The following is a 14,774-nucleotide window of genomic DNA, read 5'->3' on the forward strand; positions in this document are numbered from 1 at the left end:
TGGCGTTGCAGATCCAATCGGAATTCCGCCTTGCCGCCCAGTCTGACATCCTTCACCGACGACGCACGCATTGCTCTCGATACTCTGTCTGATCGAGCATCCGGCCTCATCAATCCCACCGTGCGCCTGGGGGTGACCGGCCTGTCGCGCGCCGGTAAAACGGTCTTCATTTCATCGCTTGTCCACAATCTGCTGCACGGTGGCCGGCTGCCGCTGTTCGAGGCGATGCAATCGGGGCGCATTTCAGGTGCGAGGCTCGAGCAGCAGCCCGACGACGCCGTTCCCCGCTTCCAGTACGAGGACCACATTCGCGCTCTGGTGAAGGACCGCATCTGGCCCGATTCCACGCGCGCCATATCGGAACTGCGGATCACGCTCGACTACCAGAGCGCCAGCGGCTGGAACCGCTTCTTCTCGCCGGGGCGACTATCGATCGACATCGTCGACTACCCAGGTGAATGGCTGCTCGACCTGCCTCTATTGACGAAGGATTATCGCACCTTCAGCGAAGAGACGATCGCCCTTGCCCGAACCGGTATCCGCGCGGAACTATCCGGCAACTGGCTGGCACAGACGAGCACCACGGATATCAACGCCCCCGCCGACGAAATGCAGGCCCGCAACCTCGCGACCGCCTTTGCGGATTACCTCAAGGCCTGCAAGGCCGACGAACGCTCCTTGTCGACCCTTCCGCCCGGACGCTTCCTGCTTCCCGGAGATCTGGATGGCTCGCCTGCGCTGACCTTCGCACCGTTGCAACTGCCCCTGGACGGAAAGCCGGAAAAAGGCTCGCTGTGGGCCATGATGGAGCGCCGCTACGAGGCCTATAAGTCCGTCGTCGTGAAACCCTTCTTCCGGGAACACTTCGCACGCCTCGACCGCCAGATCGTGCTCGTCGACGCACTTCAGGCGATCAACCGCGGCCCGGAGGCAGTTCAGGATCTCGAACGGGCTCTCACCGATGTGCTCGCCTGTTTTCGACCAGGAAAGAATTCGATCCTTTCCTCGCTGCTTGGCCGGCGCATAGACCGCGTCCTCGTGGCCGCCACCAAGGCCGACCATCTGCATCACGAGAGCCACCACCGGCTCGACGCCCTCACCCGCCGCCTTGTCGACCGCGCCATTCAGCGCATCGGAATGGCGGGAGCCGGGATCGACGTGATGGCGCTCGCCTCCGTGCGCGCGACGCGTGAGGCCACCGTCAAGCGTGATGGGCACGAACTCCCCGTCATCGTCGGCACCCCCATGGAAGGCGAAACCATCGCCGGCGAGCGCTTCGACGGCCTCAAGAAGACAGCGATATTTCCCGGTGATCTGCCAGAAGATCCCCAAAGCCTCTTCGAAAGCATTGAATCGGGCAGTGGCAATGTCCAATTGCCGGATGTGAACGTCGTCCGTTTTCGTCCACCGCAACTGGAAGAGACAGGCGGCGGCATCAAGCTTTCGGTGCCGCATATCCGGCTCGATCGCGCCATGCAGTTCCTGTTCGGAGACCGCCTCGTATGATCAAGCCGCCATCGGAGAAGCTGCCACATGCAGGCCGTGTCCCCGCGGCATTTGCCTACGAAGAGGAAAAGGAACCGCAACGCACAGAGACCATGTCGGCGCCGCGGAAACCGGGAAGCTTCAGCGATCATGTCGTGCTGACTGCCGACGAAGACGACCCCTTCATCAATCCCGACAAGGATCTTCCCACCGTTCCCATTGCGCTGCCCCGCAAGCGCCGCACCTCGTTCGGCAAGATTGCGCTCGCTGCCTTCGGCGTCTTGTTCTCGCTGGCGTTCGGGCTCTGGACCGACAGTCTCATCCGCAACCTCTTCACCCGTGCGGACTGGCTCGGCTATACGGCCCTCGCAGCCCTCGCGATCGGCATCCTGGCGGTCATAGCCATCGTCGTGCGGGAAACCGCCGGCATGATGCGGCTTGCCGCCGTCCAGACCATCAAGGCAGAAGCGGAAGCTGCGATTGTCGAGACCAAGCCCGCCAAGGCCCGCGCCCTGGTGAAAAGCCTCGAGGGCCTGCTCGCCGGCAAGCCGGAGACGGCCAAAGGGCGCGCGACGCTGAAGGCTGCCGAAGGTGACATCATCGACGCGCCGCATCTCCTGGCGCTGGCCGAGCGCGAATTGCTGGCGCCGCTCGACCGGCAGGCGCGCGGTTTGATCGTCAACGCATCGAAGCGCGTGTCGATCGTCACGGCCGTGAGCCCTCGTGCCATCGTCGATCTGCTCTACGTCCTTTACGAAGCCGCCCGCCTCATCCGGGCCATGGCGGAATTGTACGGTGGTCGGCCGGGCACCCTCGGTATGATTCGCCTCATGCGCGACGTCCTTGCCCACCTCGCCGTCACCGGATCGATCGCCGTCGGCGACAGTCTCGTCCAGCAGGTCCTGGGCCACGGCCTGGCGTCCAAACTCTCCGCCCGGCTCGGTGAAGGCGTCATCAACGGACTGATGACCGCCCGCATCGGAATCGCTGCAATGGATCTCTGCCGCCCCATGGCATTTCGCGCCCTCAAGCGTCCGGGAATCGGCGATTTCATCGGCGACCTCACGCCATCCATGTCGCAACGCGGCGACAACCCCAAATCTTAATGCAGCACGGTCGTTTTCGGCCACTCGCCAACAGGCTCGGGATAAACGAGCCTGATCAATGGCTTGCGCGAGAACCCATGCTGCGCGCCGCAGCGTTTGAGGCTCTCGCCTAGGCGCAATTCGGCGCCTCCGAAACCAAGCATTAACCATTTTCGGCAAAACTCAAAACAATTCAGCGATACCGTTCGCCAGGGAAAAACCATGTACTCGCGCAAGCTTCTTCTTCTATGCGGCCTCGCCGCAGTTGCCCTTTCACCGGTCGTGGACGCGGCTCCGGCAGCGACGGCGGCTACTCGCGACAAGGCATTTTTCGAAAGCGTCGGCGGTTCCTGGAAGGGACCAGGCGAGATCGTGGCCGGCAAGTACAAGGGCACGAAATTCACCTGCAGCCTCGTGGGCGAGCCTGCCCCCGGCGGCGATACAGGCATGAAGCTCGATGGCAGCTGCCGGGTCGGCGTCTTCAAGCAGCCGATGAGCGCAGTAATTTCCCAGTCGGGCAATACCTACAAGGGCAAGTTCCTTGACGGTGCCGCCGGCAAGGGTCTCGATGTCATCTCCGGCACGGTCACTCCGGATACGGTCGTCATGGGTCTCAACCGTGCCAAGCTCAACGGCGCCATGATCGCCCGCATCCGCGACGACAAGACGATGAACGTTACGGTTTCTGTCAAGGTCGAAAGCCAGATGATCCCCGTCATCGGCATGACGCTGACCCGCCAGGTCGATGAAATGACAGTCGGCTCGGTTCAGTAACTGGCTTGACCGTCATGCGCGTGGGGCTGCGTTCTCAGGAACGCCGCCACCAATTTGGCGACTGATCAGCAACCTCAATTCCCGCTATATCGGCCCTGGCAAGCCATTCGCGCACTGACTTGCCATCTACGATCATGTCCGCCGCGAAGTCAGCCAGCGGCATCAGCACGAAGCCGCGATCAGTCATCCGCGGATGTGGCAATGCCAAGTGTGGCGCATCCTGGCTGATGTCGGCATATGTCAGTATGTCGATATCGAGCGTACGCGGCCCCCAACGCTCGATCCGCTCCCTCTTCATCCCCCGCTCGATCTCCAGACAGACATCCAGAAGCGCTTCGGGAGCAAGTGTGGTCTCCACGCAAGCGCACGAATTGAAGAAGAAGGATTGGTCCGTCTTCCCCCAGGGCGGCGTGCGATAGAGGCGTGAAACGGCCGAGACGCGACAGTCCTCGCGCTCGTCGAGCGCTCGCAGCGCCAAAGCCATGGATTTCACCGGATCGCCGAGATTACCGCCAAGTCCGAGTGTCGCTGTCTTGAAAGCTGTGTCAGGCAAAATGTTCGACACTCACCTGAACGAAATCGAGAACGCCGGGCACAGGCGCGTTCGGCTTGCGAACCGTGATCTTGGCGCGCTTGATCTGCGGGAATTTCTCGCAAAGGCCCTTGGCAATATCCAGCGCCAACGCTTCGATCAGATAACGTCGCCGGCCGGTGACAATCTCCTCGATGACGGTGAATGCGATGCCGTAGTTCACCGTGTCGGCGATTGAATCAGTTTCCAGCGCGTCGCTCGCAATGACATCGAGTTCAGCATCGACAAAGAACCGCTGACCGAGGAATTCCTCTTCGTCATGGACACCATGGCGCGCGAAGAATGCGCAGTTCTGCAAAGTGATAGTGTATCCGGTACTCATGCCGTGCCCTTCCGATCAAACGCGTCGCGTGCTTCTAGCATAGCATCCGCGACGGCCAGCGCGTCCCTATTGATTGCGACATCGTGCACGCGAAAGATCGCCGCTCCCTGCAAGCGCAGCAGAACGCTGGTGGCCGCCGTGCCGGCGTCGCGCTGCGGCGCCTCTCGGCCCGTCAACGCCCCGATGAACCGCTTGCGCGAGGTTCCGGCCAGCAAAGGCAGCCCCAACCGCTCGAGTTCGGTGAAACGAGCCATGAGCTCGACATTCTCTGTCGTATCCTTGGCAAAACCGAAACCGGGATCCAGAACGATCCGATCGCGCTCCACGCCGGCAAAGGCAGCAATCTCGAGCGACCGTTCAAGGAACAGAAACTGGTCCGCGATTACGTCATCCACCTTGTCGCGGTCACGGCCAGTATGCATGACGCAAAGTCCGGCGCGGGTGGCCGCAGCAATGTCGGCAATCTCCGGCTCTTTCTGCAGGCCAAAGACGTCGTTGATGATATGGGCGCCGGCGCTCAAGGCGACCCTCGCCGTCTCGGCGCGATAGGTATCGATGGAAATCAGAACCTGGCTCTTGTCTCGCAGGGCCTCGATAACGGGCAGCACCCGCGCTTGCTCTTCTTCGGGACTGACCGCGTCAGCGCCGGGCTTCGTGGATTCGCCGCCGATATCGATGATCGACGCCCCGTCGTCCACAGCCCTCAGCGCATGCGCGACTGCGGCGTCGACGCTGCCGTAGCTGCCGCCATCGGAAAACGAGTCCGGCGTTACGTTGACGATCGCCATAATTATGGCGCGCGGACCAAGTTCGATCTCGCGGCCATGCCCGACGCGCCACCAACTGCTTCCACGCTGTGCCAACGGCGTTCATCCTATCAAACGAAAAACAGCGACACGATATTGCGCTGATCGTGGCTATGCCCCAAGCTCCCGCAAACTTCAACATGAGTATTCGCAGAATGCCTTCCCCGACGCGCCACATGTTCCTTCTCGCGGCCCTTTGCTTGACGGCTTCGATCTGCAGTCCGGCCGTTGCCGCGGTCGTGGCGACGAAGAGCTATTCCTATTTCGACATCAAGGGAAAGACAGCCGACGAACTGGATCAGCAGTTGAGCACGCGCGGCCCGACCGCAAGCGGGTCCTCGGCCCGTCATCCGGGCGCCACGAAGATCCGGTTCGGAGGAGAAGCGACCTATATCCAGGATGGCGGTCGCTGCCGCGTTTCCCACGCCAAGGTGACCGTCCATACGCAGATCATTCTGCCCCGCTGGAGCAACCGCAACGGTGCCAGCAAACAGTTGTCGATGATCTGGGACACGCTGTCGAGCGACATCAAGCGCCACGAAGAGCGTCACGCTGAAATCGCCAGGGAGCAGGCGAAAAAGATGGAAAAGCGCATCCTGGCGCTACCGCCTCAGCGCACTTGCGAGGCCATGCAGGAACTGGTGACCGTCACATCGACTCGGGGAATCGAGGAACATGATCGCCTTCAGGCCCGATTCGATCAGGTCGAGGCCGTGAATTTCCAGAATCGCATCCTGCGATTACTCAACAATCGGATCAAATCTTCGGGCGGCGTACATTAGCTGATTCGTCACACAAAAACGACCGCGAGAGCTTAGCCGAACAACGAAAATTGTGCAAAAGCCTCGTCGCCCCAGTGATTTACCGGTTATTTATCACCCTAGTAAAATCAACAACAACGCGCTAATATTCAAACATTCGAAAGTTCAGGTCGGTTAGCCGGAACTTTCGTTCCTGGGTTCTCCTGGCGCGTTGCGAAGCCGCGGATGATCCTCCCTCGTCCGTAGGTAATGCGCCTACCTCGCCTCGCTCGTCTTCGACCAGCGAGGCATTTTTTTGCGAGGGAGACGGATCAGGCCTGCCGTTCAGGCACGTGCACGACCAGACCGTCGAGCGCGGCCTTCATGCGGATCTGACAGGACAGGCGCGACGTCGGACGGACGTCGAAGGCGAAGTCCAGCATGTCTTCTTCCATCGCCTCGGGCGCGCCGACACGTTCGGTCCATTCGTCATCGACGTAGACATGACAGGTAGCGCAAGCGCAGGCGCCGCCGCATTCCGCTTCGATGCCGGGCACCGAGTTGCGGACGGCATTTTCCATGACGGTCGAACCCTGATCGACATCAAGATCGAAGCGTGTGCCGTCGAAGGCGACAATAGTCAGTTTGGGCATGGCAAGTTCCGGTAAATCATCAAAGGGAGGTTTGAATTTACTTCCAACAAATCGGCGAGGCAGTCAACAACGACCGCCGACACGTCTTTCATTCCAGATTGGGAAGCGACACGCTTGCCAGATTGCGCCACTGGGACAGCCATAAAAAGACCCGCTGTTCCGGAATGGAACAACGGGTGTTGGCAATCACGCCGGCGATCGCAGTCTCAGCGGCAAAGCTTCAGAATGAAGTTCTCGGCCTCAATGACCGCCACGCCAACCGACGCGATGCTGACCGCGTCACCGCTGTGTTCTTCGAGCGCTTCCGCCGCCGCGCGCACCCGGAAGGCACCGATCGAGCCGGCAGCCCCCTTCAGCCGATGCGCGGCCGCGGCGATCGTCTTCGCATCGCCGGACGATATTTCATGCAGGCAAGCGCGCGCCTGTCGCGCGAACATCTGCAAGACTTCCAACTCAAGCGCCTTGTCGCCCATCGTCTGGTTGGCCAGATGGACGAGGTCGACCGGGCGCTCCTGCGAAGGGCGTGAGCCCTTGCAGTTGTCCGGCGCTGCGAACGCAATACTCACTGCTGCCATGTGCTACTCTCCAGTCCTGTGTCCCGCCTACAAGCATGGTGCGGGTTGCGGCGTGGCAATCGCGTTAAATTCGGGCGCATTCAGGGCGGATTTCTCCCGTTATGGTTAACACCCGTTAAACCCGCCTAAACCGTTGGATTTTTTGGTCCGCATCCGTGCGAAATGCGTTAACGAAGCATTAATATCGGGGGATTTGCAGCACCGCGTTAATTGTCTAGCGGGCACGGATGTGTCACTACGATACTATTGGGCGAGCTTTGCGGCACCTGCCTTTGCTCGCCAAGTGGATAATGGTAATGTTTTGATACCGTCTGTATGAAAAAGCAGCTATCCACTCTGAAATGATATGCTTATCCGCTCTGGTAACCGGTGCGGACGAGTTCAGAGGCAAGGGTTTGGTTCGGGTGAGGCGGAAGCCCGAGCGAGTGTGAACCGGCTGAGATGTAACGAGGCGTAACGGAATGGCGAATAACAAGTACAACGAATCGATTGAGGACAAGGCGTTCAAGGCATTGGACGAGGCGCTTCAGATCGACTTCGAGGACGATAATACGCCGTCTCTTAAAGACAAGAAGCCCGACGCCCCGGAGGCCAAAGTGTCTGAAACACCTAGCGCGCGCAGCCAGACCAAGGATGAAGCAAAGCGTCGTCGAAGCGGCACAGCCGCTCCCCGCCCCGAGCAGGGATCTCGCGCGCCGTCCTTTGCCGCCAATGATGCGAGCCGCGCAAGCCCGGCCTCGCTCCTGAAGTCCCTGGACAACGGTTCCAGCCGATCCGCTATCCGGAACGCGACCATCATCTCGCTTCTCTGGATTGTCGCCGGATTGGGCCTGGCCGCCCTGCTCTATTCGCCGCAGATCTGGCAGATCCGCTCGATCTCGGACCTGATCGCCCTTCCCGGCGTTATCGCCGGCCTCGTCGGCATCATCGTTCCGGTTCTGCTGTTCTACGCATTCGCCATCATGATGGCCCGCGCCCAGGACATGCGCAACGCCGCCCGTTCGATGGCCGAGGTTGCCCTGCGCCTGTCCGAACCGGAAACGATCGCCTCCGAACGCATCATGACCGTTGGTCAGGCCGTGCGCCGCGAAGTGTCGGCCATGAACGAAGGCATCGAGCGCACCATCGCGCGCGCCTCCGAACTCGAAACGCTTGTGCATTCAGAAGTGAATGCCCTTGAGCGCAGCTATGCGGATAACGAGCTGCGTGTGCGCGGCCTCGTCCATGAACTGGGCTCGGAACGCGAAGCGATCGTCAATCACGCCGAGCGCATCCGCACGTCGATCGTCGGCGTTCACGATCAACTGCGTGAAGACCTCTCGCTCGCGACCGAAGAGATCGCTGTCCGCCTCGCCACCTCGGGCGAAGCTTTCGCATCCATGATCGACACGCGTGCAGCGACGATCACCGAGAAGTCCGAATCCGCAATCCAATCCCTCGGCACGCTGCTGGCGGCAAAGACGGACTCCCTGCTCCAGACGCTGACCTCCTCCGGCTTTGCGCTCGCCAATGAGTTCGATACCCGCTTGGAAGCGCTGACGCACGGCCTCAGCGAGCATGGCGACACGATCCTCAGCCAGTTTGAAACGCGTGCGTCCACCATGGACAGCAACGCTGAGAAGCTCAACGCGGCTCTCAACGACCGCGCGCGCCAGCTGAACGAAATCCTGATCGCCCGCACCCGAGACATCAATGAGAGCCTCACGGGCGGTGAGCGCACCATCAGCAGCACGCTCGACGATGTGCTCTCCAAGCTCAACACCGCACTCGACGAGCGCGGCACCAGCTTCCGTCACAGCTTGCAGTCCAGCGTTGACGACACGATCATGGATCTGGATCTGCGTTCCGGATTCTTCGACGAACGGCTGCAGGCAACCGTCGCGCAGCTCTCGACGTCCTTCGACGACCGCGTCGCCGAATTCGCGAATGCCTTCGACAAGCGCGCTGGCACGCTCGACACCAAGCTCATGGAAAGCCTCAACCGGATCAACGATACGCTGACCGGTGGCGCGGAATCGCTGAACGGCATCCTGAGCTCGAGCGTCGAGCGGATCGGTTCTTCGCTGACCGATCAGTCCTTCGCGATCACCACCGCGCTCGCCACGGGCCAGGAAGTGCTGGAAAGCTCGCTCTCGAGCAAGGTCGACGAGTTCACGAGCGCAATCCATGCCCGCTCCACCGAAATGACCTCGGCGCTGGGCCACGCCACCTCGGAAATCTCGCTCGCACTCGCCGCCGGCACCTCGGACCTGCACAACAATCTGTCTGCGCGTTCGGCCGAATTCCGCGACACGCTGCTGTCGACAACAACGGATCTGAGCTCGGCGGTCGCTGCCGGTACGGAGCAGATCACGTCCGCGTTTGGCCGTGCCGACGACCTGAACACGATGATCGCCCAGCGCGCGTCCGATATCACGCAGGCGCTCGATTCCGCTCATGAACGGATCGACGGCGTCCTATCCGAGCGCAGCGGCAAGCTGGTGAGCGCTCTCACCGACAGCCAGTCTCATTTCGAAAACACGCTGGCCAGCCGCTCCGAGGCGATTATCACTGCCGTCACGGGAAGCCAGGAACGCCTCGCCGATACGCTGGACGACAAGGCGATGGCACTCGCCATCTCGCTCAACGAAAGCCAGAGCCGTTTCGAAGACACGCTCGGAACCCGCGTCGATGCGATCACCAGCTCGATCGCATCCGGCCACAGCAAGCTTGCCGACGCGCTCGACGAAAAGGCCATGGCGCTGGCGATCTCGCTCAACGAGGGCCAGTCCCGCATCGACGAGACGCTGGGGAAGCACGCCAAGGCAATCGAACACTCCTTCGTCGGCGGCCACGAGAAGCTCGCCGAGACGCTCGACGACCGGGCGATGGCGCTGGCCATCTCGCTCAACGAGAGCCAGACCCAGTTGGCCGAGACCCTCGGCCACCACGCGGACAGCATCGTAAACTCCATCGCCAGCGGCCAGGAAAAGCTTTCCGACGCCCTGGACGAGAAGGCGATGGCATTTGCAATTTCGCTCAATGAAGGCCATGCCCGCCTCGAAGACACGCTCGGCCATCAGGCTGAAAACATCGCGAACTCCTTGACCAGCGGTCATGACCGCATCACCGAGGCGCTGGATGACCGCGTGATGGCGATGGCCGTGTCGCTCAACGAAGGACACGAGCGCATCGAGGACACGCTTGGCCGCAGGGTCGACGCGATCACCAACTCGATCGCCAATGTCCATGAGCGCCTGGCCGACACGCTTGACGAAAAGACGATGGCGCTGGCCATTTCCTTCGGCGACAGCCAGAGCCGTTTCGACGACGCGCTCGAGGCCCGTACCAACGCGCTTCTCGACTCCGTCGCCGGCGCGGAGGCACGCGTTGCAGGTGCGTTTGCCGACAAGACGGACGCAATTCGCAGCGCCTACACCGACAATCACGACCGTCTCGAACGGACCCTGGCCGATCATGCCAATAGCCTCGCTGGAACACTCTCCAGCGCCGGCGATCGCATTGAATCGGTCACCGGTGGCGCGGCGTCGCGCCTCGAAGCGAGCCTGAGCGCCGGTCACCAGCGTCTCGAAGCGTTGCATGGCGAAGCCGCCAACCGCATCGAAGGTGGTCTTGCGGCAGCAGCCGACCGTTTCGAAGCCCTGACGGGCAATGCCACGTCGAGGATCGAGGGAGGCCTCGATTCGGCTCACGACCGCATTCGCGCAACGCTCGACGACCGCACGCAGGCGATCAACCTCACGCTCGGCGATGCGCATGCACGCATCAACGATACGCTGGCAGACCAGGCAACGACGATCGGGACCTCGATCGCCGCAAGCGTCGGCATGCTGGAAATGACGCTGGAAGACCAGGAAGCGTCACTGCGCAATGCGATCGACAACAGCGCCAAGACGCTGGAAGAGCGCCTGCGCAATAGCGCCGGTGACATCGCCGTGCGCTTCCAGGATGCGGCGGGCGAGATTTCGCGCTCCGCCGAGTCCTTCTCGTCGCATCTCGATCAGTCGATCGAAGGCATGACCGGACGCTTCGCCGACACCGGTTCGCGTGTCGAGGCAGGCCTCTCCGCGCTCGAAGACCGCATTCGCGATGGCGTTGGCGGTGTCGCCCGCCAGGTGGATGCTGCTGGCGAACGCCTGTCCACCACGCTCACCGACGGCATCAGCCGCCTCGGCGCGCTGGGTGACGAGACGACCGGTCGCATCGCCTCGGCACTCGACGGCAGCGCTTCAAAGATGGCGGAGACCATCGACGCTCGTACCGCGAACCTCACCTCCGGCATCGACGCGCGCACCGCCAATCTTGGCGAGGCCATGGATCGCGGTACAGCGCATCTCGAAGAGCGCCTGACCACAATGGACCGCGCCCTCACCGTCGGTCTCGACGCCGTCAACCGGACGATCGAAGGCAAGGCCGCCGGTCTTGCCTCCTCCCTGCGCAGCGCCGTCGTCGAAGCGACCCAGGGCATGGACGCAGAGGCAACCCGTGCAGCCGAGAGCCTCGGCCTCACCGGCCGGCAGTTCGCCGATAGCCTGGACGCACGCAGCGGCGAACTGACACGGTCCATCGACGAGCGTGCCGAGCAGATCGTCAGCCGTGTTGCCGAAGCACAGAACCGGCTTGCCGGTCAGGCTGCAGCTGTTGCACAGACTTTCTCCGAGGCTGGCAATTCGATCATCAGCAAGGTCGCTGAAGCCGAAACCCTGGTCAGCGGCCAAGTAGGCGCCATCTCGCGCGCCCTCAGCGACGCGCAGGCCACCTTCGAAAGCCATGGCACCGACCTCCGCTCGACCATTTCCAGCGCCAGCCAGGAAATCGCCACCACCATGGCCGACGTCGATCGCGCCCTGGAGGCACGCGGCAACGCTATCCGTACCGGCCTCGAAGACCGGACACGTGAGATCGACGCGACCCTCGGCAATGTCGACAAGGCGCTCGAGGCTCGTGGCAACTCCATCCGCACAGCACTGGACGAACGGACCCGCGAACTCAATTCGATGCTTGCCGGTCGCTCGTCGGAACTGTCGCGTCTCCTCGACGAGACTGCACGCCCGATGATCGACCGCTATGCGGAGACCGGCAAGGCAGCGGCCGAGCAGATCACGACGGCAGCACAGCAGAGCGCCGAGCGCCTGCGGAGCGAGAATTCGGCGCTGATCGACGCAATCGCGGCACGCACCGAAAGCGCATCCTCCGCAGTCAACGCGATGGAAAACAGCCTGCTCGCCAACGTTAACAGGCTGATCGAACGCCTGTCCGACAACAGCGCCTCCATGGGTGCGATGATGGGCCGCGCGGCCGAGGACCTGACGGCCGTAGACAGCCGCCTCGGTGACACCACCTCGCGCTTCACCGAATCCGCCTCGAAGGCGGCGGAAATGGTCTCGGCGTCGACGCGCCTCCTCGAGGGCAAGGTCGATAGGCTCTCCGATATCTCTGGCCAAACCCTGTCGCAGGTCGGCAGCATCATCAGCCGCTTCGACGAACATTCGAAGGTGCTTGGCCAGGCCTCCGGCCTGCTCGCAGCCGCCCAATCCAACCTCGTCTCGACGCTGGAAGACCGCGAATCCGCGCTCCAGAACCTGTCGGTCGGCCTCGTGCAGCGCTCGGAAGAGATCGAACAGACCATGCGTGCTCTCGGCAGCATGGTGGAATCTGCATTCGACCGCGCCGAGCAGCGCTCCAACCAGGTCAGCGGCAACCTCAGGCAGAGTGTTCAGTCCTCCTTCGCCGATATCGGAAATGTGCTGTCGGACGCAGAAAAGCGCGCCGAACAGGCGGCGGAAGCGATCCGCACCTCTGTCGTCAAGGCGAGCGAAGATGCCAATTCGACGATCGATGGCGCCTTCGGCAACGCCGAGCGTCGGTCCGGTGAGCTCTCCAACCGCCTACGCGGCGGCCTGACGGCATCCCTGTCGGAAGTCGAGCGCGTCTTCGGTGAAGCCGGCCGCGTATCGGACGGCGCAGCACAGCAGATGCGCGAATCCCTCCGTGAAGCGGTCGAGGAGGCGGTATCGCGCTTCTCCGGCGCAACCGAAGAGATCCGTCGCTCCGCCGGCGATATCCGCAACGAGCTCAACATGACGCGCAGCGAGCTGAAGCGCGGCGCCTTCGATCTTCCCGAGGAAGCCAAGGAGAGTGCGGCAGCCATGCGCCGCGCCGTTTCCGAGCAGATCAAGGCCCTGCAGGACATCTCGCACATTGTCGGACGCTCGACGCAGCAGCTCGAGATTTCGGAACCGAATGCACGGGCACTGGCTCAGGTGCAACCTGCTCCGCGTCCTGCAGCACCGGCACCGGCAATCGCCCAGCAGCCACCGCAGCCCGTTCAGCAGGCACCGCAGCCTCCAGCACCCGCCGCTGTCGCAGCGCCCGCCCCGGTGGCTCCCTCGCCGATCGAAAGCTTCGGTCTGCGTGGCACGCTGACGCCTGCGACGCCGGCAACCACCCAGCAGCGGGCGCCCGTCGCCGCACCGCCGGCCAGCGCGCCGACGTCAAGCGGCTGGATCAGCGATCTCCTGCGCGGTGCATCGCGCGAAGAGGCGGCCGAGGAAGCCCAGCAGCGTCAGCCCGCACCGCGTGCGGAAGCGCCGCAGCCGGCGCCACGCACGGCCGAGAACCGCAATCCGCGCCAGGTGGTCGAGTCGCTGAACTCGCTCTCCGTCGATATCGCCCGCGCCATAGATCATGACGCCTCGGTCGATCTGTGGCGCCGTTACCAGCGCGGCGAGCGCGACGTGTTCACGCGTCGTCTCTACACGCTGAAGGGCCAGCAGACGTTTGACGAAATCAAGCGCAAGTTCGACCACGAGCCGGAGTTCCGCACGGCCGTCAACCGCTACATCGCCGATTTCGAGAGACTGCTGGCCGACGTTGCCAAGACCGATCGCGATAAGACGATCACGCAGTCCTACCTCACCTCGGATACCGGCAAGGTCTACACAATGCTTGCCCACGCTGCTGGTCGCCTGAGCTAAGCTCAGCCCGGCTTGATCCGAACGAACAATCAAAAAGGCCGCATCCTCGATGCGGCCTTTTTGATTCTACGAGACAGCCACGCTCGTTAGAACTGATGACCTCCGGCCGCACGAGCCGAGACTTTACAATCAACCGCCATGATACGATGCTCGCACTTTTGCTCCACAAGACCTGGCGAGTTAGAGCATGCAGCGAATGAATACAGGCGCCTGCCTTTGCGGCGCCGTCAGATTTCAGATCTCAGGCGAGTTCGAGAGCTTCTTCCTTTGCCACTGCTCACGCTGCCGCAAGGACACCGGGTCGTCGCATGCGGCAAATCTGTTCTCGACGAACGCCGAATTGACCTGGCTGTCAGGCCGCGATCAGATCAAGACCTATCGGCTGCCGCAAACCCGCCATGAGCGAAGCTTCTGTATCGAATGCGGCTCTGCGCTGCCGAGCGTTCAGATGGATGGCGCCGTGGTCGTCGTGCCGGCGGGGAGCCTGGATAGTGCGGTTACCGTCAAACCGACCGCACACATCTGCTACTCCAGCCGCGCCGATTGGGACAACGCCCTGGACCAGGTTCCGAAAGTCGATGGGCTGCCAACTTAGGATCTCGCGCGCAGCCCCTCACTGTGAGCTGACGTATCGCTGCATGACCAGCTGAGAAGGAGCTCCCACTCTCGTGACGACTGGTCACTGCCCATAGAAAAGCCCGGGACGATACCAGCGATCGTCCCGGGCTCTATTTGTTCAGCATCAAGCGGTCAGAACTCGAACCG

At 62.2% G+C, this 14,774-nt stretch carries 11 protein-coding genes; 6 read left to right on the forward strand and 5 right to left on the reverse strand.

What is annotated here, in order from left to right:
• The first annotated feature begins 30 nt into the window (after positions 1 to 30).
• The 3 genes from A6U87_RS24410 to A6U87_RS24420 all read left to right on the forward strand — a co-directional run bounded on the left by A6U87_RS24410 (position 31) and on the right by A6U87_RS24420 (position 3,344).
• Positions 31 to 1,506: a YcjX family protein gene (locus A6U87_RS24410; protein ID WP_065693910.1), complete on the forward strand. Its 1,476-nt coding sequence runs from the start codon at positions 31 to 33 to the stop codon at positions 1,504 to 1,506.
• On the forward strand, positions 1,503 to 2,591 hold the full coding sequence (locus tag A6U87_RS24415) for a YcjF family protein (RefSeq protein ID WP_065693911.1): 1,089 nt from the start codon (positions 1,503 to 1,505) through the stop codon (positions 2,589 to 2,591). Before A6U87_RS24410 ends, A6U87_RS24415 begins: the two co-directional genes overlap by 4 nt.
• A 201-nt stretch (positions 2,592 to 2,792) precedes the next feature.
• A complete protein-coding gene (locus A6U87_RS24420; protein WP_065693912.1) occupies positions 2,793 to 3,344 on the forward strand; it encodes a hypothetical protein in 552 nt (183 codons plus the stop codon).
• A gap of 34 nt (positions 3,345 to 3,378) precedes the next feature.
• On the opposite strand, the gene folK is transcribed toward A6U87_RS24420, so the two are convergent.
• Genes folK through folP form a run of 3 tightly spaced genes read right to left on the reverse strand, consistent with a single transcriptional unit; the run spans position 3,379 to position 5,046 of the window.
• Positions 3,379 to 3,897 (reverse strand): 2-amino-4-hydroxy-6-hydroxymethyldihydropteridine diphosphokinase, encoded by a 519-nt coding sequence (gene folK, locus A6U87_RS24425; RefSeq protein ID WP_065693913.1) that lies wholly within the window; start codon positions 3,895 to 3,897, stop codon positions 3,379 to 3,381.
• The gene (gene folB, locus A6U87_RS24430) at positions 3,890 to 4,258 is read right to left on the reverse strand and encodes a dihydroneopterin aldolase (RefSeq protein ID WP_065693914.1); all 369 of its coding nucleotides are present in this window, start codon (positions 4,256 to 4,258) and stop codon (positions 3,890 to 3,892) included. The genes folK and folB overlap by 8 nt, the downstream gene beginning before the upstream one ends.
• Positions 4,255 to 5,046, reverse strand: coding sequence for a dihydropteroate synthase (gene folP / locus A6U87_RS24435; protein WP_083199677.1), 792 nt, complete (start codon positions 5,044 to 5,046; stop codon positions 4,255 to 4,257). The genes folB and folP overlap by 4 nt, the downstream gene beginning before the upstream one ends.
• 173 nt (positions 5,047 to 5,219) lie before the next feature.
• Here folP and A6U87_RS24440 point away from each other — a divergent pair, with 173 nt between their 5' ends.
• Positions 5,220 to 5,846, forward strand: a complete 627-nt coding sequence (locus A6U87_RS24440) for a DUF922 domain-containing Zn-dependent protease (protein ID WP_065693916.1) — start codon at positions 5,220 to 5,222, stop codon at positions 5,844 to 5,846.
• Between the two features lie 290 nt (positions 5,847 to 6,136).
• Here A6U87_RS24440 and A6U87_RS24445 read toward each other — a convergent pair whose 3' ends face one another.
• A complete protein-coding gene (locus A6U87_RS24445) occupies positions 6,137 to 6,457 on the reverse strand; it encodes a 2Fe-2S iron-sulfur cluster-binding protein (RefSeq protein WP_065693917.1) in 321 nt (106 codons plus the stop codon).
• Positions 6,458 to 6,663: 206 nt separating this feature from the next.
• Positions 6,664 to 7,032 carry an Hpt domain-containing protein gene (locus tag A6U87_RS24450; RefSeq protein ID WP_065693918.1) on the reverse strand — a complete coding sequence of 123 codons (369 nt, stop codon included), beginning with the start codon at positions 7,030 to 7,032 and terminating at the stop codon, positions 6,664 to 6,666.
• 461 nt (positions 7,033 to 7,493) lie between these two features.
• Here A6U87_RS24450 and A6U87_RS24455 point away from each other — a divergent pair, with 461 nt between their 5' ends.
• A complete protein-coding gene (locus A6U87_RS24455) occupies positions 7,494 to 14,009 on the forward strand; it encodes a hypothetical protein (protein WP_065693919.1) in 6,516 nt (2,171 codons plus the stop codon).
• A gap of 187 nt (positions 14,010 to 14,196) precedes the next feature.
• The gene (locus tag A6U87_RS24460; RefSeq protein WP_065693920.1) at positions 14,197 to 14,604 is read left to right on the forward strand and encodes a GFA family protein; all 408 of its coding nucleotides are present in this window, start codon (positions 14,197 to 14,199) and stop codon (positions 14,602 to 14,604) included.
• The last annotated feature ends 170 nt before the right edge of the window (positions 14,605 to 14,774 follow it).

The sequence above is a fragment of the Rhizobium sp. AC44/96 genome, assembly GCF_001692185.1.
GTDB lineage: Bacteria > Pseudomonadota > Alphaproteobacteria > Rhizobiales > Rhizobiaceae > Rhizobium.

Coding starts and splice junctions, on each gene's coding strand:
- A6U87_RS24420 (WP_065693912.1), top strand. CDS start 2,793: ATGTACTCGCGCAAGCTTCTTCTTCTATGCGGCCTCGCCGCAGTTGCC.
- A6U87_RS24455 (WP_065693919.1), top strand. CDS start 7,494: ATGGCGAATAACAAGTACAACGAATCGATTGAGGACAAGGCGTTCAAG.
- A6U87_RS24450 (WP_065693918.1), bottom strand. CDS start 7,032: ATGGCAGCAGTGAGTATTGCGTTCGCAGCGCCGGACAACTGCAAGGGC.
- A6U87_RS24445 (WP_065693917.1), bottom strand. CDS start 6,457: ATGCCCAAACTGACTATTGTCGCCTTCGACGGCACACGCTTCGATCTT.
- folB (WP_065693914.1), bottom strand. CDS start 4,258: ATGAGTACCGGATACACTATCACTTTGCAGAACTGCGCATTCTTCGCG.
- A6U87_RS24440 (WP_065693916.1), top strand. CDS start 5,220: ATGCCTTCCCCGACGCGCCACATGTTCCTTCTCGCGGCCCTTTGCTTG.
- folP (WP_083199677.1), bottom strand. CDS start 5,046: ATGGCGATCGTCAACGTAACGCCGGACTCGTTTTCCGATGGCGGCAGC.
- A6U87_RS24415 (WP_065693911.1), top strand. CDS start 1,503: ATGATCAAGCCGCCATCGGAGAAGCTGCCACATGCAGGCCGTGTCCCC.
- A6U87_RS24460 (WP_065693920.1), top strand. CDS start 14,197: ATGCAGCGAATGAATACAGGCGCCTGCCTTTGCGGCGCCGTCAGATTT.